We start from the raw sequence: 18708 nt of genomic DNA, 5'->3' as shown, positions 1-18708 counted from the left end.
TCCCTGGACGTTCCGGCCCGGCATCCGCGCTGCCCGGGTCATTGACCCCGGCCGTGCGCGCAGACGAAGATCCCGCCATGACCCCGGTGCGGAAGAACACGGTCGACGGACTGCTCCACGACAGCGCGCGGCGCGTCCCGGACCGGGTGGCGGTCCGCTACCGCGAGCGGACCTGGACCTACGCGGAACTCGACGGGGCCGTCTCCACGGGCGCGGCCGTGCTGCGCGGGCGCTACGGGCTGGCCGAGGGCGACCGGGTCGCGACCTTCGGGCACAACTCCGACGCCTACCTGCTCGCCTTCCTCGCCTGTGCGCGGGCCGGGCTCACGCACGTCCCCGTCAACCAGAACCTCACCGGGGAGGACCTCGCCCACATCCTGGAGAACTCCGGGAGCTCGCTCGTCCTCGCGGACCCGGAACTGGCCGGTCGGGTCCCCGAGGGTTTCGCCGTACGCCCGCTGCGCGACGCGCCCGGCTCCTTCCTGGCCGGCGCGCAGGACTCTGCAGAGCCCGCGGGGCCCGCGGCCTTCGCCCGCTCCGGCGACCCGTCCCGGCTGGTGCAGCTCCTGTACACCTCCGGGACCACCGCCCTGCCGAAGGGGGCGATGATGACGCACGAGGCGCTCTGCCACGAGTACGAGAGCGCGATCGCGGCCCTGGACCTGGCGGAGGGTGATCTGCCGGTGCACTCCCTGCCGCTGTACCACTCGGCGCAGATGCACGTGTTCCTGGTGCCGTACCTGGCGGTGGGCGCGCGGAACACGATCGTGGACGCGCCGGTCGCGGAGGAGATCTTCGGCTTGGTGGAGGCGCGGGAGGCGGACAGCCTGTTCGCGCCGCCGACGGTGTGGATCGGGCTGGCCAACCATCCCGACTTCGCCGTCCGCGACCTGTCCGCCCTGCGCAAGGCGTACTACGGGGCCTCGATCATGCCGGTGCCGGTCCTGGAGCGGCTGCGGGCGCGGCTGCCCGGACTCGGCTTCTACAACTGCTTCGGCCAGAGCGAGATCGGCCCGCTGGCCACGGTGCTGCGGCCGGAGGAGCACGAGGGGCGGATGGACTCGTGCGGGCGGCCGGTCCACCACGTGGAGGCGCGGGTGGTCGACGAGGACGGGGCGCCGGTGCCGGACGGCACGGCGGGCGAGGTGGTCTACCGCTCCCCGCAGCTCTGCCTGGGCTACTGGAACGACGCGGAGGCGACGAAGAAGGCCTTCCGGGACGGCTGGTTCCGCTCCGGCGACCTGGCGGTCCGGGACCCGGAGGGGTACTTCACGGTCGTGGACCGGGTGAAGGACGTCATCAACTCGGGCGGGGTACTGGTCGCCTCGCGGCAGGTAGAGGACGTGCTGTACACCCACCCGGGCGTGGCCGAGGCGGCGGTGGTCGGCCTGCCGGACGAACGGTGGATCGAGGCCGTCACGGCGGTGGTGGTCCCGCGCGACGGGGTGACGGAGGCGGAACTCCTGGCCTACGCCCGTGAGAAGCTGGCCCACTTCAAGGCCCCGAAGCGGGTCCTCTTCGTGGACGCCCTGCCCCGCAACGCGAGCGGCAAAATCCTCAAGCGCACCCTGCGCGACCGCTTCTCGTCCCAGGCCTGAACGGGAAGCGGCGCCGGCCTCGGCGGAGTCAGCGGAGCTCGTCCGAGAGCAGCCCCATGGTGAACTGGTCGAACCATCGGCCGTCGCGGCGGAAGACCTGACGGAGTCGGCCCTCCTCGACGAAGCCGACCTTCTCGTAGGCCTTGCGCGCGGCGTGGTTCTCGGTGACCACGGTCAGGGTCACCTTGTGCAGGCGCATGTCCTGGAACCCGTAGCGGCAGGCCGTCCGCACCGCGTCGGTGGCGTAGCCGCGGCCCCAGTACTCCTTCTCGCCCAGGTAGATGTCGAGCTGCGCGATGCCCTTCTCCGGGGCCGCGTCGTGCAGGGTGACCAGCCCGATGAGCTTGCCGTCGTCGAGCGCTTCGATGCCGAAGAGCAGGTCTTCGTAGGAATTGCGGGGGCGGTCGGTCAGCCAGGCGCGGACGCGCTCCACCGGCTGGGCGTACGTGTCGTCCATCCACCGCATGACCTCGGGGTCGTGGTTCCAGCGCCACAGGGCCTCGGCGTCCTCGGGGCCCATCGCCCGCAGTTCCACCAGTTCTCCGAGCGCCATGCCCACCACACCTCTGGTCCATCTCGTGATCGTTCTGCAAACCATGAAGTGCTATCACGGTCGGCATCGCACGTTCAATCGATTTCCGAGAGCTCCGTGTCCTGGAGGCGGCGCAGGACGAGGTGTTCGTGGAAGAGCCGGCCGACCAGAGCGCCGCCGTAGACCACGAAGCCGACGCCGACCAGCCAGGACTGCACGACCAGGAGGGTGCCGAAGGGGCCGTAGGTCACGGCGTTGGAGGCGATCAGCGGGGAGAACACCAACTGCGAGAAGACCCGTAGGCCCAGGAGGCCCAGGCTGGTGCACGCGGCCCCCGGGAGCAGGGCGCGCCAGCGGACCCGCCCGCCGAGGAGGATCCACTGGGAGGTCCAGAAGAACAGGCAGGTCCCGATGAGGTCGCCCGTGGTGCCGAGGATTGTGCCGGTGCCATCGTTGGAGGGGGCGGGGATGACGACCAGCAGGCCGAGGTAGCAGACCAGCAGGGCGAGCCAGACGACGTGCCGCCACATGGTGTGCCAGCGGGCCGTCGGAAGGTCCCACACCTTCTCGTACCCGGTCTGCACGGCGGAGCCGAAGGTCAGGCCGAAGACCGCGAGGGCGGCGAGACCGAAGGCGGTCGTCCGCTCCAGCGCGAGGTCCGCGGCGCCGAACAGCATCTCCACCCGCTCCCGGGAGAACTCCGTCACCCCGAGCGCCTGACCGAGCCAGCGACCGAAGCCCGAGCCGCTGCCCGGCGCGGCGGCCGCGACGACGACGAGCAGCGGCACCAGGGTGAGGAAGCCGAGGGCGGCGAAGCCCATGGCCCGGTGCATCAGCTCCATCTCCCGCCCACGGCTCCATGCCAGCCCGGCCTGGGAGGCCTGGAGCCGGTCGTGGAGCCGCCGGAAGGTCGAGGTCACGCCTCTCTCCCTACCCGGATGGGCCCGCGGCTTCCCGGGAGGCCCCCCGAGTGAGCCCGAAGGGGTGGATCCGGCCGTGTCCGGTCCTCCGGCGCGGGCGCTCGTCTGTTCCCTGTGCGGCGCAGGGGCAGGGGCAGGGGCAGGCTCAGGCCTCCCGCAGGTCCACCAGCCGCTTGATCTTGCCGACGGACCGCTCCAGGGTCTCCGGATCCACCACCTCCACCGCGACCGAGACTCCGATGCCCTCCTTGACGGCCCGCACCACCGAAGCCGCCGCGGCTTCCCGCTGTCCGGCGTCGCTCTCACGGCGCGCCTCCACCCGGACCGTCAGAGCGTCCAGCCGCCCCTGCCGGGTCAGCCGGAGCTGGAAGTGCGGAGCCAGGGCCGGGGTCCGCAGGAGCACCTCCTCGATCTGGGTGGGGTAGAGGTTCACCCCACGCAGGATGATCATGTCGTCGCTGCGCCCGGTGATCTTCTCCATCCGGCGGAAGGCCGGCCGGACGGTGCCGGGAAGCAGCCGTGTCAGGTCCCGGGTGCGGTAGCGGACGACGGGCATCGCCTCCTTGGTGAGCGAGGTGAAGACCAGCTCCCCGGGTTCGCCCTCCGGCAGCACGGCGCCCGTCAGCGGGTCGACCACCTCCGGATAGAAGTGGTCCTCCCATATGTGGAGGCCGTCCTTCGTCTCGGCGAACTCCTGTGCGACGCCCGGGCCCATCACCTCCGAGAGCCCGTATATGTCCACCGCGTCGATGCTCAGACGCTCCTCGATCTCGCGGCGCATCTCCTCGGTCCACGGCTCCGCGCCGAAGATCCCCGTACGGAGAGAGGTGGCGCGGGGATCGACGCCCTGGCGCTCCATCTCGTCCAGCAGGGTCAGCATGTAGGAGGGGGTCACCATGATGACCTCCGGCCGGAAGTCCTGGATCAGCCGGACCTGGCGGTCCGTCATCCCGCCCGAGGCGGGGACGACCGTGCAGCCCAGGCGCTCCGCGCCGTAGTGCGCGCCCAGGCCGCCGGTGAACAGGCCGTACCCGTAGGCGATGTGGACGATCTGGCCGGGCCTGCCGCCCGCCGCGCGGATCGAGCGGGCGACGACGTCCGCCCAGGTGGACAGGTCCCCGTCCGTGTAACCGACGACGGTCGGCCGGCCCGTGGTGCCGCTGGACGCGTGGATGCGGCGGACCTCGGAGCGCGGTACGGCGAACATCCCGAAGGGGTACTGGTCGCGCAGATCGGACTTGGTGGTGAAGGGGAACAGGGACAGATCGGAGAGGGAGCGGCAGTCGTCGGGATGCAGACCGGCCTTGTCGAAGGCCTGCCGGTAGAAGGGCACCCGGTCGTACGCCCGGCGCAAGGTCGCCCGCAGTCGGGTCAGCTGGAGCGCCGCCAGCTCGTCCCGGCCCATCCGCTCGCCCTCGTCCGCACCGCCGCCGTGTCCCTCTGTGTACGTACCCATGCCGCCCACCCCTTGTCCGAGTCAACCGACCGATCATTCGGTAGATTGCCGGACCCCGGCGCCCAAATCAATTACTCGAACGGGTGATCGTCTGCTGAGATTGCGCCCATGCCGACCTCCACGTCATCCACCTGCACCTTTACCTTCGCCGCCCAGGACGGAACCGAACTCGCTTACCACGTCCAGGGCGAAGGCGAGCCGCTCGTCTGCCTCCCCGGCGGTGCCATGCGGGCCTCCGCGTACCTGGGCGACCTCGGCGGACTGTCCGCCGGGCGCCGGCTGATCCTGCTCGATCTCCGCGGCACCGGGCACTCCGCGGTCCCGGCCGATACCTCGACGTACCGGGTCGACCACCAGGTGGCCGACGTCGAGGCGCTGCGCATCCACCTCGGCCTGGAGAGCGTCGACCTGCTCGCCCACTCCGCCTCCGGCAACCTCGCCCTGCTCCACGCGGCGGCGCACCCGCGACGCGTGCGCCGCCTCGCCCTCGTCACCCCGACCGCCTGGGCCGTCGACCTCGCGGAGTCCTCGGAGGTACGCCTGGCGGACGTTCGCCGCCGGGCCGGCGGCGAGCCCTACGACTCGGCCATCGCGGCCTACGAACGGGTGCTCGCCGCCGTCGCCGCCGGAGGCGCGCCCGAGGAGGCCGCCTGGGCGGCCGCGATGCCGCTCGCCTACGGACGCTGGGACGAGAAGGCGCGCGCCCACGCCGAACTGAGCCCGGCCCAGAAGAACGCGGAGGCGGCCGCCGCCTTCGCCGGCTCCGGCGCCTTCGACCCGCCCGCCACCCGCGAGGCCCTCCGCCGGGTCGACGGCGAGGTGCTGGTGCTGGCCGGGGAGCTCGACTCCAACCCCTCTCCGGCCCTCGCCGCCCGGATCGCGGAGCTCTTCCCGCGCGGCGCCGTCGACGTACAGCCGGGCGGCGGGCACTTCCCGTGGCTGGACGACGAGGCGTGCTTCGCGGCCCGCATCGAACGCTTCCTGGCCACCGGGGTCTGAGCATCGGGGCCCGAGCGCCGGGGGCCGAGCGCCGGGGCCCGAGCGCCTGCGTCCGACCGCCGGGGCCCGAGCGGCAGCGGCCGCCCGCCTCTACGCCCCCCAGCCACTACGCCCCCACCCCTCCGCACGTGCGGGCCGGAACCCACAGGGGTTCCGGCCCGCAACCGCGTGCGTACGAGAGCTCAGCCCGCGGCGCCCGGGGCCGCGTCCGCCTCCGTGGCCACCGACTTCGCCCACCGGTAGTCCGCCTTGCCGCTCGGGGAGCGCTGGATGGCGGGGGCGATGACGAGCTGGCGCGGGATCTTGTACCCCGCCAGCTTGGTGCGGCAGTGCGCCTGGATCTCGTCCAGCGTCGGCTCGGCGGCGCCCTCCCGGACCTGGACCACCGCCGCCACGTGACTGCCCCACGTCGGGTCCGCGACCCCGGCGACCAGGGCGTCGTAGACGTCCGGGTGGGACTTCAGCGCCTGCTCCACCTCCTCCGGGTACACCTTCTCGCCGCCCGTGTTGATGCACTGGGAGCCGCGGCCGAGGACGGTGACGATGCCCTGCTCGTCCACGGTCGCCATGTCGCCGAGCAGCACCCACCGCTCGGATCCCTTCTGGAAGAAGGTTTCGGCGGTCTTGACGGGGTCGTTGTAGTAGCCCAGCGGGACGTACCCGCGCTGCGCGAGCCGTCCCGGTTCGCCGATCGGCACCGGCTCGTGGGTCACCGGGTCGACCACCTGCGTACGCTCGTTGACCTCCAGTCGGAAGCCCTTCTCCGGGCTGGAGTCGTTCGTCGCGCGGCCGTTGGAGCCGGACTCGGACGAGCCGAAGTTGTTCAGGAGCATCACGTTCGGCACGAGCGCCTGGAACTCGGCGCGCACCGTCTCCGACATGATCGCGCCGGACGAGGAGACGCTGAAGAGGGAGGACAGGTCGGTGCCCTTCAGGGGCCCGTTCAGGGCGTCGATGAGCGGCCGCAGCATGGCGTCGCCCACCAGCGAGACGCTGGAGACCTTCTCCTTCTCGATGGTCCGCAGCACCTCCTCGGGCGCGTACTTGCGGTGGATGACCACCCGCTGCCCGTAGTTGAAGGCGATGAAGGACGTCAGGGTGGAGGTGCCGTGCATCAGCGGCGGCGCGGGGAAGAAGGTGAGCCCGGCGCCCTTCGACGCGACCCGCTCGGCCAGTTCCTCGGGCCGCTTCACCGGTTCGCCGGTCGGTTCGCCGCCGAAGAGGCCGGCGAAGAAGAGGTCCTCGGCGCGCCACATGACGCCCTTGGGCATCCCGGTCGTGCCGCCCGTGTAGATGATGAACAGGTCGTCGGGGGAGCGGGGCGGGAAGCCGCGTTCCGGCGAGCCGGCCGCCTCGGCGTCGGCGTACGCTACCGGCGCGATCGAGGGCTCCGGGGCGCCCTCGGGGGTCGGCCCGACGCGGATCAGGTGGCGGAGCTTCGTCGTCTGGGGGAGGGCCGCCGCGACCCGTTCGGTGAACTCGCCCTCGAAGACGAGTGCGGCGAGGTCGGCGTCGTTGTAGAGGTAGACGAGCTCCTCCTCCACGTACCGGTAGTTCACGTTGACCGGTACCAGACGGGCCTTCAGGCAGGCCAGGACGGTCTGGAGGTACTCGATGCCGTTGTAGAGGTGCAGGCCCAGGTGCTCACCGGCCTTCAGGCCGCTGTCCAGCAAATGGTGCGCGATGCGGTTCGCCGCCGCGTCCAGCTCCGCGTACGTGAGGCGGCGCTCGGCGCCGGTCCCGGGGTGGTCCACGTACACGAGGGCCTCGCGGTCCGGGACCACGTCCACGACCGACTCGAACAGGTCGGCAATGTTGTACTCCACCGGTCCTCCTGACCCAGAAAATCCCATGGCTGGTCTGCTCGGCGGTCATTAGAGCGTCGCCAACCCCAACAGGGAAGGGGACCGTCCAAGAAATCTGACTGGGTGTCAGAAAACTATTGAACTGCACCCGCCCCTCCTGCAACCTGTTCTAGGTCTTGAGACGGGAGGACGGCAATGGGTGGGACAGAACACCTGACCGTGGAACGCCACGGAGCCACGCTGGTGCTCACCATGAACAGGCCCGAGGCGAAGAACGCGCTCTCGCTGCCGCTGCTGGTGGGGCTGTACGACGGCTGGCTGGAGGCCGACGCGGACGACACGATCCGCTCGGTGGTGCTGACGGGGGCCGGCGGGGACTTCTGCGCCGGGATGGACCTGAAGGCGCTGGCCGGCAAGGGCATGGCGGGCGACCAGTACCGGGACCGGCTGAAGGCCGACCCGGACCTGCACTGGAAGGCGATGCTGCGCCACCACCGGCCGCGCAAGCCGATCATCGCGGCGGTGGAGGGCTACTGCGTGGCCGGCGGGACGGAGATCCTCCAGGGGACCGACATCCGGGTCGCGGGAGAGGGGGCCACCTTCGGGCTGTTCGAGGTCAAGCGGGGGCTCTTCCCGATCGGCGGCTCGACGGTCCGGCTGCCGCGGCAGATCCCGCGCACGCACGCGCTGGAAATGCTGCTGACGGGGCGGCCGTACGCGGCCGAGGAGGCGGCGCGGATCGGGCTCGTCGGGCGGGTGGTACCGGACGGGACGGCGCTTGCGGCTGCGCTGGAGATCGCGGAGAAGATCAACGCGTGCGGGCCGCTGGCGGTGGAGGCGGTGAAGGCCTCCGTCTACGAGACGGCCGAGATGACCGAGTCGGAGGGGCTGGCCTCCGAACTCCTCCGGGGATGGCCGATCTTCGATACGGCCGACGCCAAGGAGGGGGCGCGGGCCTTCGCCGAGAAGCGGCCCGCGGTGTACCGGCGGGAGTAGCCGGTCGGGCCGTGCCCGGCCCGTGCCCGCGGTGCCGGCCCGTGGCACGGGTGCGGCGCCGTTGCCGGGGACCAGTCCCCGGACCCCTGCGCCTCAAACGCCGGCGGGGCTGATTCTGCCCCGGCGGTGCCTGGTTCGCCGGGCGGGGCCGGGTTCACGGGTGCGGCGCCGTTGCCGGGGGCCGGCCCCCGGACCCCCGCTCCTCAAACGCCGGAGGGGCTGAATCGTCGCCCGGCGGGGCCGAGACGGTCCCGGCGGGCCGGCCTGCGGGGCTCCGGCCCGGACCCCGCGCCTCACACGCCGGCGAGGCTGGATCTGGCCGGCAGCGCTGAACCGTTCCCGTTCCGAACATCGGAGACCCACCCATGACAGCCGCGTCGCCACCCGAGATCCTCCGCGCACCCCTTGTCGTCGAGTTCCCCTTCACCCGCTCCCTCGGCCCCGTGCAGAGCGCCTTCCTCACCGGCCTGCGCGAAGGGGTCGTCCTCGGGGTCACGACCGCCGACGGCAAGGTGATGGTGCCGCCCGTCGAGTACGACCCCGTCACCGCCGAGGAGATCCGCGACCTGGTGGAGGTGGGCACCACCGGGACCGTCACCACCTGGGCCTGGAACGGTTCGCCGCGCCCCAACCAGCCCCTCGACACGCCCTTCGCCTGGGTCCTCGTCCGCCTCGACGGCGCCGACACCGCCCTCCTGCACGCCCTCGACGCCCCCGGGCCCGAGGCGGTCGCCACCGGCATGCGGGTCCGCGTGCGGTGGGCCGCGGAGCGGGCCGGCGCGATCACCGACATCGCCTGCTTCGAGCCCGCCGGGGAAGCGGAGCCGGGCGCGCACGCGACTCCGCACAGCGGGGAGTTCGCCGACGCCGTCACCGGGATCGTCGCCGAGGCCCGCCTGGACTACTCGTACAGCCCCGGCCGCGCGCAGACCGCGTACATCGCCGGGCTCTCCGAGCAGAAGACCATCGGCGAGCGCTGCCCCTCCTGCCACAAGGTGTACGTGCCGCCGCGCGGCGCCTGCCCCACCTGCGGGGTCGCCACCACCGACCGGGTCGAGGTCGGCCCGGCCGGCACGGTCACCACGTACTGCATCGTCAACATCAAGGCCAAGAACCTCGACATCGAAGTGCCCTACGTCTACGCCCACATCGCCCTGGACGGCGCCGGCCTCGCCCTCCACGGCCGGATCGGCGGAATCCCGTACGACCAGGTCCGCATGGGCCTGCGCGTGGAACCCGTCTGGACCGAAGGCGGCCGCTACCCCGACCACTACCGCCCCACCGGAGAGCCGGACGCGGACTACGACGTGTACAAGGAGCTCATCTGATGGCCCGATACGCCCGTGAGGTCGCGGTGGTCGCCTTCGCACAGAGCGACCACCTGCGCCGTACCGACGAGCTCAGCGAAGTCGAGATGGTCATGCCCGTCCTGCACAAGGTGCTGGCCGCCACCGGACTGAAGGCGGGCGAGATCGGCTTCACCTGCTCCGGTTCCAGCGACTACCTCGCAGGCCGGGCCTTCTCCTTCACCATGACCCTCGACGGGGTCGGCGCCTGGCCCCCCATATCCGAATCGCACGTGGAGATGGACGGCGCCTGGGCCCTGTACGAGGCCTGGGTCAAGATCCAGACCGGCGAGGCGGACACCGCGCTCGTCTACTCCTACGGGAAGTCCTCCCCGGGATCCGTACGGGACGTCCTGACGCGCCAGCTCGACCCGTACTACGTGGCTCCACTCTGGCCCGACTCGGTGGCCCTGGCCGCCCTCCAGGCCCAGGCGCTCATCGACGCGGGGGAGACCGACGAAGCCGGGCTCGCCGCGATCGGCGCCCGCAGCCGGGCCTCCGCGGGAGCCAACCCGCACGCCCAGCTCAGCGGAGCCGTCGCGCAGGGCGAGTACCAGGTCGCCCCGCTGCGCACCGGCGATTGCCCGCCCATCGGCGACGGCGCGGCCGCCGTCATCCTGGCCGCCGGGGACGTGGCCCGCCGGCTCTGCGAGCGGCCCGCCTGGATCACCGGCATCGACCACCGCATCGAGGCACACAGCCTCGGGCTGCGCGACCTCACCGACTCCCCGTCGACACGGATCGCCGCCGAGCGCGCGGGCGTGTTCGAGGCCCCGGTGGACACCGCGGAACTGCACGCGCCGTTCTCCTCCCAGGAGGTCGTGCTGCGCAAGGCACTCGGACTCGACGGGGACGTCGCCGTCAACCCCTCCGGCGGAGCGCTCGCCGCCAACCCGATGATGGCCGCCGGCCTGATCCGGATCGGCGAGGCGGCCGCCCGCATCCACCGCGGCGAGTCCGACCGGGCCGTCGCGCACGCCACCTCCGGCCCCTGCCTCCAGCAGAACCTGGTCGCCGTCCTGGAAGGGGACCGAGCATGAGCACGACGGGCAAGGAGCCGGTGGCCATCGTCGGCATCGGCCAGACCAAGCACGTGGCCGCCCGCCACGACGTCTCCATCGCCGGGCTGGTGCGCGAGGCGGCGGCCCGCGCGCTCGCCGACGCCGAGCTGACCTGGGCGGACATCGACGCGGTCGTCATCGGCAAGGCCCCCGACTTCTTCGAGGGCGTGATGATGCCGGAGCTGTACCTCGCGGACGCCCTCGGCGCCGTCGGCAAGCCCATGCTCCGCGTGCACACGGCCGGTTCGGTGGGCGGGTCGACGGCGCTGGTCGCCTCCAACCTCGTCGCCGCCCGGGTGCACCGCACGGTGCTGACCCTCGCCTTCGAGAAGCAGTCCGAGTCCAACGCCATGTGGGGGCTCTCGCTGCCCGTCCCCTTCCAGCAGCCGCTGCTGGCGGGGGCCGGCGGGTTCTTCGCCCCGCACGTGCGCGCGTACATGCGGCGCACCGGCGCCCCCGACACGGTGGGCTCGCTCGTCGCGTACAAGGACCGCCGCAACGCGCTGAAGAACCCGTACGCTCACCTGCACGAGCACGACATCACCCTGGAGAAGGTCCAGGCCTCGCCGATGCTGTGGGACCCGATCCGGTACTCCGAGACCTGCCCCTCCTCCGACGGGGCGTGCGCGATGATCCTCACCGACCGCGCGGGCGCGGCCCGTTCGCCCAAGCCCCCGGCCTGGCTGCACGGCGGGGCGATGCGCAGCGAGCCGACCCTCTTCGCGGGGAAGGACTTCGTGTCCCCGCAGGCGGGCAAGGACTGTGCGGCCGACGTCTACCGGCAGGCGGGGATCACCGATCCGCGCCGGGAGATCGACGCCGTGGAGATGTACGTGCCCTTCTCCTGGTACGAGCCGATGTGGCTGGAGAACCTCGGCTTCGCCGACGAGGGCGAGGGCTGGAAGCTCACCGAGGCCGGAGTCACGGAACTCGACGGGGACCTGCCCGTCAACCCGTCGGGCGGCGTGCTGTCCACCAACCCCATCGGAGCCTCCGGCATGATCCGCTTCGCGGAGGCGGCCCTCCAGGTGCGCGGTCAGGCCGGGGAGCACCAAGTCCCGGACGCCCGGCGGGCGATGGGACACGCCTACGGAGGCGGGGCGCAGTTCTTCGCGATGTGGCTGGTGGGAGCGGAGCAGCCGGGCTCCTGAGCGGAAACCGGATTCCGGGCGGGGTGCCGCACCGGCCACGAGTGACGCACCGTGGCCTGTGCGGCACGGCGTGCGATGGCTAACCTGGCCCCGGGACGACGAACCGGGAGTACCGGGAGGAGCACGCACGTGGCAGAGAGCATGACTTCGAAGGCGCCGGCCGGCTGGGGAAAGCCGGACCTCGACCTGACCGAGGCGGACTGGCAGTCGAGCAGCCGGGGGGCGGGTGACGTCCAGATCGCCTTCGTGGAGGGGTTCATCGCGATGCGCAACGGCGACCGCCCCGAAAGCCCCTCGCTGATCTTCGCGCCGGACGAGTGGCGCAAGTTCGTCCTGAACGCGCGGGGCGGGGAGTTCGACCTGACCTAGCGGGGGAACGGGTACGCGGCGCACCACCGGGCGCGGGGAGCCGCCGCCCCGGTGGGGCCCGGATCGGGGCCCCCGTAAACCCCTTGCCGGACCGGATGGCCGTCGGCATCATGACCGCCATGACGATCACCCGCCGAAAGGGCGATGCCGCGTAGACGGCCCGGCGCGCTGCGCGCCGAACGAGGAACGTACGAGGACCGCCGACCGCCCGCCTGGGCGTGGGAACTCCCTCCCGTGGACCGGCTGTCGCCCGATGCGGCGGCCGCCGCGCACTGGGCCCGGCCCGGACGGGCCTACGAGATCGTGGACCTGCTGAGCCGGTACCGGACCTTCCTGAGCCGGCCCGGCGGCACCCTGCTCCTGACCCCCTCCGCATGCCCGGCCTGCCCCGGCTGCGCGCGCGACGATGTCGCCGTCGTCCGGGACGACCTGGGCGACCTGTACCTGTCCCTGCCGCCGGTCGCCCGCACCGCGCTGGGCCGCGTGCTGCGGGGCCTGGACGAGCAGTTCCGCCGTCGCACGCTCCCGCACCCGGTCCCGTCCGCCGCGGGTCGGGCGGACTGGAGCGGCCGGCCGCGCGCCTGGTGGCGCCGGCGGCTCTACGAGGACGACTGATCCAGCGGTGTCGTACCGGCCATAACGGGATGACCGGTACGGTAGGCGGCATGAGTGGAGAAAACGACCTGCGGAAGCTGCTGAGCGGAATGCGGCCCGAACTGAACGACGGGCTGTACGTGTTCTGCACCATCCCCGGCGACACCGACCCGGAGGCCCTGGCCGGGCTCACCCCCGTCGCCTCCGTCCTGGAACCCGAGGGGCTCACCCTCGTACTGAGCCAGGAGGACGCCGACGGGGCCGGGCTCCCGTACACGTACACCGCGGGCTGGATCACCCTGCGCGTCCACTCCTCCCTCGACGCCGTCGGCCTCACCGCGGCCTTCGCCACCGAACTCGGGGCACACGGCCTGAGCTGCAACGTCATCGCCGGCTACCACCACGACCACCTCTTCGTGGACGCCGCCCGGGCCGACGAGGCCGTGGCCGTCCTGGAAGCGCTCGCGGAACGCTCCGCACAGGACTGACCCGACGGGACCAGCACAGGGCTGCGCCTCCCAAAAGAAGATCACCTCTATTTGTCGCACCGGGCTTCCCGTGCGCGTGCGCGGGCGTACGCTGATCCCCCGAACAGGCCTGGGGGGTACCAGCCATGACGGAACGCCGGACCCGCAAACGGCGCACGATGTTCGAACGCGACACGGAGCTCACCGCCGTCGACGAAGCCCTGGAGCAGCTCACCGACCCGGGCCCCGACGCCGGCGGAACCCTGCTGGCCTTCTCCGGACCCGCCGGGCTCGGCAAGACCACGCTCCTCGGCGAAGTCCGCCGCCGCGCCCACACCAAGGCCTGCACCGTCCTCGCAGCACGCGGCGGCGAACAGGAGCAGAGCCAGCCCTTCCACGTCGCCCGCCAGCTCATCCAGCCCCAACTGGCCGGCACCTCCGACGCGGAACTGCGCGAGGCCCTCGGCAGCTGGTACTCCATCGTCGGCCCCGCCCTCGGCCTCTGCGCCGCCGAACAGGGCGCCCCGCCCGACCCCCAGGGCCTGCGCGACGGACTGGACTGGGTCCTCACCCACCTCGTCGTCCAGCGTGCCCCCGTTGCACTCGTCCTGGACGACGCCCACTGGGCCGACCCCGAATCCCTCTCCTGGCTCGCCGCCTTCGCCCCGCGCGCCGAACACCTCCCGCTCCTCCTCGTCGTCGCCTACCGCCCCGACGAACTGCCCGCCCACGCCGAGGCCTTCCGTACGCTGCCCGGCCGCGCGGGACACCGCCCGCTGAGCCTCGCACCGCTCACCGCCGAGGCCGTCTCCGGCCTGGTCCGCGAAGCCGTCGGCGAACACGCCGACGAGGCGTTCTGCCGCGAAGCCTGGGCCGTCACCACCGGCAACCCCTTCGAAGCCGTCGAGCTCACCGCGAAGGTCCGGGACAAGGGCCTCGCCCCCGTCGAAGCCAGCGCCCCGCTGCTGCGCGACCTCGCCGCCGCCCAGCGGGGCAGCGGCCTCGTCGCCCGGCTGCACAGTCTCGGCCCCTCCACCGTCCGCTTCGCCTGGGCCTGCGCCGTCCTCGGCACCGACATCCCCCGGGAGCTCGCCGCCCGCGTCGCCGGCCTCGGCACCGAGGAGGCCGTCGACGCCACCGGACGGCTGCGCGACGCCCGCATCCTGTCGGCCGCCGCCGAGGAAGCAGCCGCCGAGGAAGCGACCGGGCTGGAGTTCGTCCACCCCCTCATCGCCACCGCCATATACCGCGCCATCCCCGACGCCCTGCGCGTCGCCCTGCACGGAAAGGCCGCCGCCGCCGTGGTCGACGCGGGACTCGGGCCCTCCGCCGCGGCCCGCCACCTGCTGGAGACCCATCCCGAGAACGACCCCTGGGTGGTGCGCACGCTGCGCGAGGCCGCCGGCGAGAACCTCCGGGCGGGCGCCCCCGAAGCCGCCCGCCGCCAGCTCGCACGGGCCCTGCGCGAGCCCCCGGACTTCGACGAGCGGGCGGCCGTCCTGTACGAACTGGGCTGCGCCTCCCTGCTCACCGAGCCCGCCAACACCGTCAACCACCTGCGCGCCGCCCTCGCGGAGCCCTTCGAGGACCCGGCGCTGCGCCAGGGCATCGTCATCCGGCTGGCCCAGGTGCTCTCGCACAGCGACCGCCTCGCCGAGGCCTCGGAATGCCTCGCGCGGGAGATCCCGCACACCCAGGACGTACGCGGCCGGCTGCGCCTGCAGTCCGAGCAGTTCATGTGGGACGCCTTCAACGCCGCCGAGCCGGACTCCCCGGCGCGCTCCCGGCGGCTCGCGAAGCTCGCGGACCGGCTGACCGGGCGGGACCTCACCGAGCGGTACGTCATCGGGCTGCGCGCCTGGGACGCCTGCCTGCGCGGGGAGCCGGTCGACGTGGTCCTCCACCATGCCGGGCGGGTCCTGGAAACCGAGTTCAGCTGGGCGTACGCGGACCGGGGCTTCGAGGTCCCGGTGCTCGTCGCGATGGCGCACATGTACGCAGACCGGCCGGAGCGGGCCGAGGAGCTCTTCGAGGCGGGCACCGCCGAGTTCGAGCGGCAGGGCTGGCGCGGGGCGCACCTGTCCTTCGCCTACAGCCTGCGGGCCTACATCCGCTACCGCCGAGGGCGGCTGGCCGAGGCGGAGGAGCTGGCGCGGGCCGGGCTGCGCCTCGCCGAGCGCGTCGGGCGGCGTACGCCCGTGCACTGGTACTCCATCGCGATCCTCATCACCACGCTGTTGGCGCGGGGCCGGGTGGACGAGGCCTGGGAACTGGTCCGCGAGCACGAGTACGGGGAGCCCTTCCCGGCCGCGGTCGTCTTCCCCGACTCCCAGACCGTGTACGCGGAACTGCTGCTGGCCCGCGGCCAGGCGAAGGCCGCCGCGGCGGAGCTGGAAGCGGTGGACCGGCGGCTGACCCCCAGGGGGATCCAGAACCCGTCCTGGTGCCCGTGGCAGCTCCACCTGGCCCGCGCGGTGGCCGGGGAGGACCCGGCGCGGGCACGGGAGCTGGCCGCGGAGGCGGTACGCCGGGCCCGCGCCTTCGGGGCCGCGTCCGGCATCGGGCAGGCCCTGCGGGTGGCCGCGGAGGTGGCTTCGCCGCAGGACCGCCCGGCCCTGCTGGAGGAGGCGGTGGAGGTGCTGTCGGCTTCGCCGGCGGCGTACGAGCTGGCGCTCGCGCTGGCCGCGCTGGGGGAGGAGCGGGGGGACGCCGACATCCTGCTGCGTGCGGTGGTGGCGGCCCGTGCCTGCGGGGCGGACGGCCTGGCGGCCACCGCCACGAACGCCCTCCTCGCCCGCGGCGGCACCTTCCCGTGCCTCCCCGTGCCCGAATCCGGCCCGGCCCCGGTGCACTGACCGGGGTGCCCGGTGCGCTGACGGGCCCGCCGGGGTAGGGGCGGGCCCTGCGGGGCGAGGTCCCCTACCCACCCTTCGCCCGTTCCCCCGGGGCGGAGCCCCGGGGGAACGGGCGCAGCGGCGCACCCGCACCCGCAGTCGCGGCCGGGGGCCCGGGTCCGGGGTGGAGGGCCGGGAAACGCGACGGGGCACGTACCATGGCGGCATGTCCTTCCTCCGCCGCCACCGCGCCGCCACACCCGCCGGCCCGGACTTCGATGTCCTGGCCATGGACCCGGGGGACTGGCCGGGCAATCTCGGGGCCGGGCTGCTGCCCGCGCCCGATGGCAGCTGCCAGGGTGTCTTCCTCCGCTACGACCTGTTCGGCGGACGCGGCCCCGCGATGATCATCGGAAACCTCCCCGAGGGTTCCCCCGCGCGCGACCTCTCCGAGGGCCAGGTCCCCTTCGAGGTGGCCCAGCTCCTCGACGCCCTCGAGAACGACGAGGACGTCGAGGTCACCGGTGCCGAGGACTGCCCCGTCATGCAGGGCGACAACCTCCTCATCGTCCGGAAGATCAAGCTCTCCGAGAGCCGGATCAGCTGCGTGCAGTTCGACCGCAGTGACAACGTGCTGGTCACCATCGCGAGCTGGGACCGGCCGATCACGGACGATCTCTACGCGCTGCTGAAGCCGCTCCCGGCCGAGCTCTTCCAGCAGGGCTAGCAGGCGGGGTCAGCCGCAGCCGTCACGCGTCCGCGATGTCGTTCGCGGCCACGTAGCCGAACGTCATCGCGGGGCCGATCGTCGATCCGGCCCCCGCGTAGCTGTGCCCCATCACGGCCGCACTCGCGTTGCCCGCCGCCCACAGGCCCCGGATCACGGATCCGTCCGCGCGCAGGGCGCGGGCCCGTGCGTCCGTGACGATGCCGCCCTTCGTGCCCAGGTCACCCGGCACGATCTTGAAGGCGTAGAACGGCGGCGCCCAGATCGGGGCCAGGCAGGAGTTCGGCGTCACGCCCGGGTCCGTGTAGTAGTGGTCGTACGCGGTGTCGCCCCGGTGGAAGTCGGGGTCGGTGCCGTTCCACGCCTGGCCGTTGAACCGGTTGAGGGTGGAGCGCAGGGCGGCCGCCGGCACCCCGATCTGGTTGGCCAGCGCGTCCCAGGTCCACGCCTTCTTCGCCGCGCCCACCTGGTACCAGGAGTCGGGGAAGACGAGCGTCGGCAGGATGTCCTTGAACAGGTACTTGTTGCGGTAGTTCTGATCCACGATCAGCCAGGACGGAATGTGCGAGCCGGTCGCACCCCGGTCCTTCTCGTACATCACGTGCACCACATCGCTGTACGGGGCGGCCTCGTTGACGAAGCGGGCGCCCTTCGCGTTGACCATCAGGCCGCCGGGCAGGGTCCGCTCGGCCAGGCAGAAGTACGGCTCGTTCGGCAGCGGTATCGACGGACCCCACCAGGCGTCGTCCATCAACGCCAGTGCCGCACCGGCCCGTTGGCCCGCCCGGATCCCGTCGCCCGTGTTCTCCTTCGCGCCGACCGACCACTGGGTGCCGACCGGCTGCTGCTGGTACTGCGCCCGCATCTCCGCGTTGTGCTCGAAGCCGCCCGAGCCGACGACCACGCCCTTGCGGGCCCGTACCACGCCCCGTACGCCCGCCTTCTCCACCACGATGCCGGTGACCGCGCCGCCCTCCTGGACCAGGTCGACGAGCGGGCTGTTCAGCCAGACCGGGACCCCCGCTTGCAGCAGACCGGCCCGCAGGCCGGTGGCCAGGGCCTGGCCCATGGTCAGCGGCTTCTGCCCGCACAGCGCGGCCGCCGTGCCGCGCGCCAGGCATTCCGTGGACACCGCGAGCCCCTTGGCGCTCACGGCGGCGAGGTTGAGCCACTTGTAGTCCTGGCTGAACACGACCATGCCGGCCGGTACGGGCATGTACGCCGGGTTCAGGTGGGCCAGTTCGGAGCCGAGGATGTTCCCGTCGATCTGGTCCGGCTCGATGGAGCGGCCGTTCGGGAGCCCGCCGGGGAGGTTCGGGTAGTAGTCGCTGTAGCCGTCCATGAAGCGGAAGCGCAGCGGGCTGTTGGCCATCACGAAGTCCAGCATCCGGGGCCCGTTGGCGAGGAAGGCCGCCTGCCGGTCCGCGGAGGAGCCGTTGCCGACCACGGCCGCAAGGTACTGGGCCGCCTTCGCCGGGGTGTCCGGAACGCCCGCGCCCAGGATCACCGAGTTGTTGGGCAGCCAGATCCCGGCGCCGGACCGGGCCGCCGAGCCGCCGAAGGTCGGGGCCTTCTCGACCACGAGCACGCTCAGACCCCGCTTGGCGGCGGTGAGCGCGGCGGTCATTCCGGCCGCCCCGGAGCCGACCACGACGACGTCGTACTCGCCGAGCACGGGCACGTCCGCCGTGCCGTCGGCGTACGCGGCGGCGGACGGCAGCACGGTGGCGGCGAGCGCCCCGGCCCCGGCGCCGGCGAGCACCGTCCGGCGGGAGGGGAGGGCGGAACTCGCTTCGGAACTCGGTACGGAACTCGCTGCGGAGGCGGTTCTCGCGGTCATGGGCAGGCTCCAG

The 18708-nt window shown here is 72.7% G+C and carries 16 protein-coding genes; 11 read left to right on the top strand and 5 right to left on the bottom strand.

The genetic code is table 11. The annotated features are described in order from the left end of the window. Window positions 1–77: 77 nt before the first annotated feature. Entirely contained in the window at window positions 78–1598 is a 1521-nt protein-coding gene (locus AC061S_RS13320; RefSeq protein ID WP_478686120.1) for a fatty acyl-CoA synthetase, read from the top strand. A 28-nt stretch (window positions 1599–1626) separates the two neighbouring features. Here the strand turns inward: AC061S_RS13320 and AC061S_RS13315 are convergent, their stop codons facing one another. The 3 genes from AC061S_RS13315 to paaK form a co-directional block, all read right to left on the bottom strand. Beyond that, window positions 1627–2151: a GNAT family N-acetyltransferase gene (locus tag AC061S_RS13315; protein ID WP_478686119.1), complete on the bottom strand. Its 525-nt coding sequence runs from the start codon at window positions 2149–2151 to the stop codon at window positions 1627–1629. A gap of 74 nt (window positions 2152–2225) precedes the next feature. Next, on the bottom strand, window positions 2226–3050 hold the full coding sequence (locus tag AC061S_RS13310; protein ID WP_478686118.1) for a YhjD/YihY/BrkB family envelope integrity protein: 825 nt from the start codon (window positions 3048–3050) through the stop codon (window positions 2226–2228). Between the two features lie 145 nt (window positions 3051–3195). Then, window positions 3196–4506: a phenylacetate--CoA ligase PaaK gene (gene paaK / locus AC061S_RS13305; RefSeq protein WP_478686117.1), complete on the bottom strand. Its 1311-nt coding sequence runs from the start codon at window positions 4504–4506 to the stop codon at window positions 3196–3198. A gap of 108 nt (window positions 4507–4614) precedes the next feature. Here paaK and AC061S_RS13300 point away from each other — a divergent pair, with 108 nt between their 5' ends. Further along, complete coding sequence (locus AC061S_RS13300) at window positions 4615–5505, top strand: alpha/beta fold hydrolase (protein ID WP_478686116.1); 891 nt, start codon at window positions 4615–4617, stop codon at window positions 5503–5505. A 182-nt stretch (window positions 5506–5687) separates the two neighbouring features. On the opposite strand, the gene AC061S_RS13295 is transcribed toward AC061S_RS13300, so the two are convergent. Then, window positions 5688–7331 carry an acyl-CoA synthetase gene (locus AC061S_RS13295; RefSeq protein WP_478686115.1) on the bottom strand — a complete coding sequence of 548 codons (1644 nt, stop codon included), beginning with the start codon at window positions 7329–7331 and terminating at the stop codon, window positions 5688–5690. Between the two features lie 174 nt (window positions 7332–7505). On the opposite strand from AC061S_RS13295, the gene AC061S_RS13290 reads away from it, so the two are divergent. The 9 genes from AC061S_RS13290 to AC061S_RS13250 all read left to right on the top strand — a co-directional run bounded on the left by AC061S_RS13290 (window position 7506) and on the right by AC061S_RS13250 (window position 16855). After that, entirely contained in the window at window positions 7506–8306 is an 801-nt protein-coding gene (locus AC061S_RS13290; RefSeq protein WP_478686114.1) for a crotonase/enoyl-CoA hydratase family protein, read from the top strand. A gap of 365 nt (window positions 8307–8671) precedes the next feature. Continuing rightward, window positions 8672–9634, top strand: coding sequence for an OB-fold nucleic acid binding domain-containing protein (locus AC061S_RS13285; protein ID WP_478686113.1), 963 nt, complete (start codon window positions 8672–8674; stop codon window positions 9632–9634). Continuing rightward, window positions 9634–10692: a thiolase domain-containing protein gene (locus AC061S_RS13280; protein ID WP_478686112.1), complete on the top strand. Its 1059-nt coding sequence runs from the start codon at window positions 9634–9636 to the stop codon at window positions 10690–10692. Before AC061S_RS13285 ends, AC061S_RS13280 begins: the two co-directional genes overlap by 1 nt. After that, window positions 10689–11864: a thiolase domain-containing protein gene (locus tag AC061S_RS13275; RefSeq protein ID WP_478686111.1), complete on the top strand. Its 1176-nt coding sequence runs from the start codon at window positions 10689–10691 to the stop codon at window positions 11862–11864. Before AC061S_RS13280 ends, AC061S_RS13275 begins: the two co-directional genes overlap by 4 nt. Window positions 11865–12005: 141 nt before the next feature. Then, window positions 12006–12233, top strand: coding sequence for a DUF397 domain-containing protein (locus AC061S_RS13270; RefSeq protein ID WP_375949687.1), 228 nt, complete (start codon window positions 12006–12008; stop codon window positions 12231–12233). 144 nt (window positions 12234–12377) lie between these two features. Further along, entirely contained in the window at window positions 12378–12848 is a 471-nt protein-coding gene (locus AC061S_RS13265; protein WP_478686110.1) for a hypothetical protein, read from the top strand. A gap of 50 nt (window positions 12849–12898) precedes the next feature. Then, entirely contained in the window at window positions 12899–13315 is a 417-nt protein-coding gene (locus AC061S_RS13260; protein ID WP_266911464.1) for an ACT domain-containing protein, read from the top strand. A 125-nt stretch (window positions 13316–13440) separates the two neighbouring features. Next, complete coding sequence (locus AC061S_RS13255) at window positions 13441–16149, top strand: ATP-binding protein (RefSeq protein WP_478686109.1); 2709 nt, start codon at window positions 13441–13443, stop codon at window positions 16147–16149. Window positions 16150–16354: 205 nt separating this feature from the next. Beyond that, window positions 16355–16855: a hypothetical protein gene (locus AC061S_RS13250; RefSeq protein WP_150520950.1), complete on the top strand. Its 501-nt coding sequence runs from the start codon at window positions 16355–16357 to the stop codon at window positions 16853–16855. A gap of 22 nt (window positions 16856–16877) precedes the next feature. Here AC061S_RS13250 and kstD read toward each other — a convergent pair whose 3' ends face one another. Continuing rightward, entirely contained in the window at window positions 16878–18695 is a 1818-nt protein-coding gene (gene kstD, locus AC061S_RS13245) for a 3-oxosteroid 1-dehydrogenase (protein WP_478686108.1), read from the bottom strand. Window positions 18696–18708 lie beyond the last annotated feature (13 nt).

This window comes from Streptomyces sp. CA189 (assembly GCF_056428985.1).
Note: the sequence above shows the minus strand (reverse complement) of the source record. Positions and strands in the feature narration are given on the sequence as shown.